Genomic DNA, 7,182 nt, shown 5'->3' with positions numbered 1-7,182 from the left:
TGGATGGCGGAAATAACTTCGCATGGGAACAAGTAGAACTTCCGGGTACAAAGTGTAGCGATGGATCGCAATACAAATTCTGGGTTTATGACAACCCGAACTCTGACAATCTCGTCATTTCTTATGAAGGTGGCGGCGCCTGTTGGGATTATGAAAGCTGCTCAGGTGCTTTAGGCTTGCTGGGCGCGTCCAATCCAAATGGACTCGCTGATGGATATATCTACGAGAATCAGGGCAAGTTTGTGTCACCCATCATGAACGGTAATGATCCGGGTCTGCCGTTCCGTAGCAAAGAAAATCTGGCAACAAACGGCTGGGACGCCGCTTATATGCCTTATTGCACAGGTGATGTGCATGTGGGCAATAACGTTCAGGTTTATGCTGATCCATCGGGTGCTAATCCTCCGATTACCTATCATCATAACGGCTTTGCGAACTCAACCGCCGCGCTTGATTTCCTCGACCAGCGCCTTGGTACGTTGAACAAAGTCATGATTACCGGCTTTAGTGCGGGCGGCGTTGCTTCGTCTGCTCTTTACCATGAAGTGCGTCAGCGTCTGGACTTCACCAAAGGCTACATGCTGAATGACTCGGGTCCGTTATTCCCAGCGCCAGATGGCAGTTACAACTCTAAGCAGCTGCACGAGACCATTAAGGCTGCTTGGGACTTGGATAGCGTTTTGGTGAACATGCCCGCCTCCTTCGATGCAAGTGACATGGGTACAGCCAACACGGCGGCTGCGGATTTATATCCTCAGGATTCATTTGCTTACACGGGCTTTAGCACCGACTACAACTTCTCGCGTTTCTCTTATGAGCGCTTTTTCCCGAATATGGATCAAAACTCGATTCTCAATAAGTGGCGTGAAGATCAGGCGAACCTCGTTTCTTTGATGAACTCGCGGCCTAATTTTGGCTACATCATCCCTTGGAATCGGCCAATCAATGACAGCCACTGCTCAACCATCGTGACGTTTTTGGGAAGTCATGCCTGTCCAAGTATTCGTAAGAAACGTTGGTATGAATGGCCCATCGGTCAAACTTGGAAGTGTCCGGGCACGATGTATGGCATGGCTGCATTCCTGGATGCGTTCGTTGCGGGTGCGACCTGGCGCTTGATCGAACCCTACAATGCCTACAATCAGGAAGATCCGGGTTGCGGCATCTACTGTCCGTTAATTAACGATGCGATCTAGCATCTATTTCGTTTCTTTCTAAGTAACGCGCCCTTTCCTGTGCAATGCAGGGGAGGGCGTCCACTAAGTAGATCGATAAGTAAACCGTATATATCTAGGTGATGAGATGAAAATAAATAGAAAAGTGACCTTTCTAGCCAGCGCGTTTATCGCTTCTGCAACATTTGTTTTGATGGAGCAGTTTCAGGAGAAAGACCCAAGCTTTTTGCCAGTGACTGAGTTGGCGCCGGAGCATGGTCAAGTTGACGATCAGGTTGCGCATGTTTCGGGGCTTAAAGGCGATTATCCGAAATTCCTCACGACAGAGGACGTGCTAAAAGGCGAGGTTGAACTGCCCGAGCAAGAAGTAGACCCAGCAAACGCCTACGACGCGAAAGCCGAAGCGTGGGCAAAGGTTGATCTTGATGAAATACGCGATGCCATTCCCAACAACTTGTTCTGGATGATGTCTGCTCCAACGACCGATGAAACGGTGCTTGCGGAACGAGAAGCCAAGCGTGAAGCTTTGAAAGTAATTGAGACCAAAATGATGGCGCGTCGTGCTACCGAGCAAGAGATTCGCGACTACTACAGCTATCAAACCAAGCTGTCGGAGGATTATGTGATTGCGCTGACCGAGATTATCAATCGATACGGGCATGTCATCCCGGATGAAGATTACTCGGGCCAGGCTCTAGCGCGCACTCTGCACCTGTCGAAGTTACAAGAAATGCCATCGAAATTAACGCAAGCGCTGGAGCAGCGGCAACAGTTTTTAAGCGAAAGAGCTGAATGGATGGCCGATAAGGATGCCTATCGAGCAAAACTTGAGGCACAAGCGGCAGAGGCGAATCGGGCGCTCGGAAAAATTTAATGAAGATCGCTCGTACCATTCTCGACAGCAGCTACAATTAAGGTAACTTATATGGGTCACTAACCTAGCTAGAATAAAAATAAGCAGAACAATTGAGTATGAGTTGTTAACGCAGGTATGAAATGAACAGTCGCTTGTTCACGGTAGTGAGTGCACTTGCATCCGGTGCGCTCTATGCCTTCGCGAATGTCGGTTTTGGCTACTGGCCGTTGGCGTTTGTCTGCTTCGTACCGCTGATTCTTTCCATTGAGCGCTCTCAGCGAATTCGCACAGCGGCAGGGCTAGGCTTTGCTTGTGGTGTGATGATCTATTTGGTTGGCTATTCTTGGCTTCTTGCCTTGACCGACGGGTTTGTCAGCGGAGGAGTGGCAGCCAGTATGGGGCTTTGGAGTGGCTATGGTGTCTTCCTTGCTCTGCATTTTATGGCCTTTGGGGTTTTTTACGCCATCCTACGCAAAATCGGAGTGGTGATTCCTCTGGCCGCGATGTTCGCGATACTCGCTGTTGAAAGCTTGCAGCTCAATTTGTTTCCCTTCTATTTGGGCGCTTCGCTCATTCATTCGTTATATTTTCCGCAGGCTGCGGAAGTTGGCGGGGTTTATCTACTCACGGCGATCGCGATGTTAACCAATGCCTCTTTGGCGGCTGCGCTGTTAAGCTTTCAAAAATTGCGTATGCGCTCAGGAAGCTATTTGGTTCTAGCCGCCTTAGCGATTAGTTTTCTCCACTATTACGGTGTGCATCACATCATCACGAGCCAGCCCAAAGTAGGAGAGCGCCTCGCGCATTCCAGCGCGTTCGTCATTGGAATGGTGCAAAGTGATCTTTACGGCATATCCCAAGACGAGCAGAGAGCCAAATCCCATGCACATCATCTTGATCTGAGTCGCCGTCTTTTGGAGCAGGGCCCCGTTGATCTAATAGTTTGGCCTGAAGCTGCTTATGGCAATGGTATTCGGGGCGAGCTGCCGTTGGATGGCCAGTTAATCCAGCAAGAACTCTCCACCCCTATTCTGTTTGGCGCAACATACCATGTTCAGTTAGATGGTGTGCCACGGTCTTCGAACTCGGTGTTTCTTGTAGATAAGCAGCGTAGGGTGACGGGTGTGTACAGTAAAAACAAACTCATCCCGTTTTCAGAGTATCTTCCATTTGAGTCGGTGCTGGCAGAGCATGAAGGTATGGTTCGAATGCTCTTTCCTGAACACCAACGCTTCCTTGCCGGACAATCGCTTGCAGCACTTAAACTTGAAGAGCATGGCATCAGTACACCTATTTGCTACGAGGCTGTTATGCCTGATCTCGTCAGAGAAATGGTCTTGCAAAATCAGTCAGAGCTATTGGTCTCCGTCGCCAACGACAGTTGGTTTGGCGCAAGCAAGGAGCCCTACATCCACCTCGCAATGGCAAGACTTCGTGCCATTGAACATCGCCGCTGGTTCGTGCGCGCGACGAATGGGGGCATTAGTGCAGTTATTAACCCAAGCGGGCGCATCGTGAATTCGATTCCACTTGGCGAAGAAGGGGTGCGCAGAACGTCGGTTGAATGGCGATCTGAGATGACGCCCTATACCTTGTTTGGTAATTGGCCAACATTACTGGTATTACTCTTAACGTTCTTCAATGTCGTGCTTGTTCGGAAGCTTCGGCTGACGAATGCTTGGAATGAACGCGTCTCCATCGCGTGATTGGCGATACCAAATCCGCACTGGAAGAGAATATGCTCAATGGGCTTCAAGCGGGCTGGTATGTTTATCTTCTGTTCGTACTTGCGAAGGCTGCAAACCTGTCCACGTTTTAAATGCACGTCGAAATGTAGAACTGTCACTAAAGCCAATCTGCTCGGCTATCTCGCTAATCGTAAAATTGGTGTGCTTGAGAAAATACTCTGATTTTTTACGTTTGAACTCATTGAGCAGGCATTGGTAGCTGGTTTTCTCTTCCTGCAGCTTTCTGTGCAAGGCGCTTTTCGACATGCCGAGCTCTTCTGCGGCTTCGTCAATACAAGGCAGCGCTGGAAATCGCCTTTTAAAGAGTGCTTGCAGGCGCTGGACCGGATTAAAGCGTTTCTCAATCGACATCAACGCGTGCTCGCAGACTTGCAGTTTATGCGCTTTTAAGTCTTCGTTCGCAGTTACAATAGGTAGCGAAAGTATTTCTGCGTCGAACTCGGCGCTGTGTTTTTCCGCACCAAAGACACAAGGACAGCCAAACTGTTTTTCGTATAGCTCGTAATGTGCGGGTCTCGGGTAGGGAAAATGAAGCCGTGAATAAGAGAGCTCTCGACCAGTTATCCAGCAGGCCTGTTGTTGCAAGGCACTGAATAGTGCCTCGCTAATAAACCAGTTGAGTGGGGCAGGGTATCGTGCGCAATACAGAGCATAAAAGTTAGCGGAGACGGATGCGTTCGCGACCGAGGCTGGCATTTCAAGTTCAAAATCAAAGGGGATGCCCAGCAGTAAACGGAATTGCTTTAAATGCGTAACGGCTTCTTGGAGCGTTGCGCTCGACATCACCAATTGCCCAAGCGCATCGGCTGCAATCAGGCTTAGTTTCTCTCCATAACAGAATCCAATACCCGCATTCTGTGGCTTTAGTCGTGTTAAAAATTCTGCTGCAAGCGTTCGAAAGCTGATGCGTGCGTCTTGCTCAATCGGATGTCTCGTCGCTGGGCAAGTGTCAGCCTTGCTTGCACAGGAATCTGGATAGTGTTGCTTGATCAGACGGATTAAAAGTTTCAGATATAATGTGCTGACTACCTTGTCATCCGGGTCATAGTGCAAGTTTGCAGTGATGCCCATTTCATGTCCCTCCCTAAATGTCGCGCGCAAACGTCGCCCTTCAAGCAACCAAGTACCGTTGTCTGGAAAGCGATAAAGCGATGATGACCGGCACTCTCTTAATGTCTTCCATCGCTGTTAGATCAAACTGAGTAGGCCCTGAGAGTCTAATATCAGTATCTTGGGCGATGCTTTCAGTGCTGCGTCTTGTTTGCTAAAGCGTTCTTATTTTTGTGCTTCCTACAACAAGCTGTCGGAACTTCATGCGGCTTAGGAGCGCTAAATTTTAGGTCCTTTCTTGTTAAAACGCCAATCGTCGAATTTTGATGGAATCGAACAGAATGCCACCCTGGCTAGATACAGATCATTTATGTGCGTATGAATTTTGTACAGAAACTCGAAAAATATGTGATATCGACTACTTTGATCCTCAGATAACCATGTAGTTGATGTTTGATATGAATGAAGTTCAAGCAGAACGCCTACTAGACGTTCAGCAAACCCTGATTTCTCAGATCGCTTTAGGCACTTCTCAAAAAGAGTGCTTGGAGCGCATCGCCTCAGAGATAGAGTATCTGATTGCATTGCCGGATGTGTTTTGTTCCATTTTGATCCTTGAAGGTTCCTGTCTGAAGAGCGGTGCTGCGCCCTCTTTAGACGCAGATTACTGTGCCGCCATTGAGGGCGTAAAAATCGGGCCGAATGTTGGTTCGTGTGGCACAGCCGCATTCAAAAAGAAAAGTGTTTATGTCTCCAGTATTTCGACCGACCCCCTTTGGACGGATTACAAAGAGCTAGCCTTGAAGGCTGGCCTGCGCGCTTGTTGGTCTGTGCCCATTATTGCAAGTTATGGCGATGTTCTGGGGACCTTTGCTCTGTACTTTGGCCATGAACGGGATGTGGATAAAGAATCGATTCGATTAGTAAAGCGGTTTTGTAATCTGGCAAGTCTCGTGATGGAACGTGATGTTAACGAGAGTAAATCCAAGGCGCTGCATCAGGCATTGAAGCACAATAGCCACCGCTTTGAGAGCTTCGCCCAAGCGATGCCTGATCTTGTCTTGATCTTTGATGAAGACGGCAATTACGCCGATATTTATGGCTCGCAGCCTGATTCCCTCATACTCCCTTCTAGTTTGCTGAAGGGGCGTAACCTATCGGATGTCATGCCGCCGGCAAAAAGCATGTCGATGATGAACGTCATTCGCCAATGCCTCGTTGAGAAAACGCGGACTGTGTTCGAATATGACTTAGATGTGCAGGAGGGCCCCAGAAGCTTCGAAGCACGTATCTCGCCGATTCCTCACTACAACCCGGATTATCCCGAGCGTGGGCACGTGATTTGGGTAGCAACCGACGTGACCGAGCGTAAGCGCGCCGATGACACGATTCGAAAATTATCCTTTTACGATGCCGTTACAAGCCTCCCTAACCGTCGTCTCTTAAAAGAGCGTCTTGCTTTACAAGTTCGAAAAGCCAGCGACCGTGGCTTAAATGGCGGTATTCTTTATTTGGATTTGAATGATTTTAAACGGATTAACGACACCGTGGGCGCCTCTGGCGGAGATCTCATGATTGTCGAAGTCGCCAAACGCATTGCCGATGAGTTGGATTTACGTGATTCACTGGCTCGCGTGGGTGGTGATGACTTTGTCATCTTGCTGGACCAAATGAGCCCTAATCTTAAAGCCTTCTCTAACTCGGTTACGACTGCCGCAGCCAAAGTACTCAGTGTCTTTGATGAGCGCTTTAAGGTCGCGGATAACTGGTTTCGGGTAACTGCACGTATCGGGATTAGCCTCTTTGGTCATGAGCACATCGCGCCCGAAAAGCTCATTAACCAAGCCGAGTCTGCGATGTACCGAGCCAAAGAGCTCGGCGAGCGCGTTGTGTTCTTCGACTCATCGGTTCAGGAGGCGCAGGTAGAACGTATTCACATGGAATACGATCTTGAACGTGCGCTAGAGAACCACGAGATCAGTGTTTTCTATCAGCCACAAGTGAATGGTGTAGGACGTGTTGTTGGGTTCGAAGCGCTGATGCGTTGGCAGCACCCTGAGCGGGGCTTTGTATCTCCGTTGGAGTTTATTCCCCTTGCCGAGCAATTGGGCATTATTCCTGAGCTTCAGGAGCTGGTGCTGCGTCATGTGTGTGGTCTTATTCGTGTGCTTGAAGCGTCAAAAAAGCTGGCGCCAGATTTTCGAGTTGCGGTTAATATCAGTGCCTGCCAGTTCTCCAAAGACGATTTTGAAACTGCGCTGTTGGACATTATCTCTGGGTTTAATGTGCCGCCAAGTCGCCTCACATTAGAAATAACAGAAGGCACTGTTCTGGAGAATATCGACAACGCAAT

5 protein-coding genes are annotated in these 7,182 nt (G+C 49.0%); 4 read left to right on the top strand and 1 reads right to left on the bottom strand.

Annotated elements, in window-relative coordinates:
• From A3751_RS08300 to lnt, 3 genes are all read left to right on the top strand, one after another.
• A partial coding sequence (locus A3751_RS08300; RefSeq protein WP_068454291.1) for a pectin acetylesterase-family hydrolase occupies positions 1-1,196 on the top strand: 1,196 nt, incomplete at its 5' end.
• 106 nt (positions 1,197-1,302) lie between these two features.
• Positions 1,303-2,049: a hypothetical protein gene (locus A3751_RS08295; protein ID WP_068454288.1), complete on the top strand. Its 747-nt coding sequence runs from the start codon at positions 1,303-1,305 to the stop codon at positions 2,047-2,049.
• Positions 2,050-2,171: 122 nt separating this feature from the next.
• On the top strand, positions 2,172-3,737 hold the full coding sequence (lnt, locus tag A3751_RS08290; protein ID WP_068454285.1) for an apolipoprotein N-acyltransferase: 1,566 nt from the start codon (positions 2,172-2,174) through the stop codon (positions 3,735-3,737).
• 36 nt (positions 3,738-3,773) lie between these two features.
• Here lnt and A3751_RS08285 read toward each other — a convergent pair whose 3' ends face one another.
• Positions 3,774-4,850 carry an AraC family transcriptional regulator gene (locus A3751_RS08285; protein ID WP_068454282.1) on the bottom strand — a complete coding sequence of 359 codons (1,077 nt, stop codon included), beginning with the start codon at positions 4,848-4,850 and terminating at the stop codon, positions 3,774-3,776.
• 437 nt (positions 4,851-5,287) lie between these two features.
• On the opposite strand from A3751_RS08285, the gene A3751_RS08280 reads away from it, so the two are divergent.
• Positions 5,288-7,182 (top strand): diguanylate cyclase domain-containing protein (locus tag A3751_RS08280; RefSeq protein ID WP_197466238.1); only part of this gene is annotated, 1,895 nt, incomplete at its 3' end.

Source organism: Oleiphilus sp. HI0080, assembly GCF_001635135.1.
This window is presented reverse-complemented; position numbering and strand designations above follow the sequence as displayed.

Bases quoted from the DNA above. Each gene is read 5' to 3' on its own strand.
- A3751_RS08295 (WP_068454288.1), top strand. From the start codon at position 1,303: ATGAAAATAAATAGAAAAGTGACCTTTCTAGCCAGCGCGTTTATCGCT.
- lnt (WP_068454285.1), top strand. From the start codon at position 2,172: ATGAACAGTCGCTTGTTCACGGTAGTGAGTGCACTTGCATCCGGTGCG.
- A3751_RS08285 (WP_068454282.1), bottom strand. From the start codon at position 4,850: ATGGGCATCACTGCAAACTTGCACTATGACCCGGATGACAAGGTAGTC.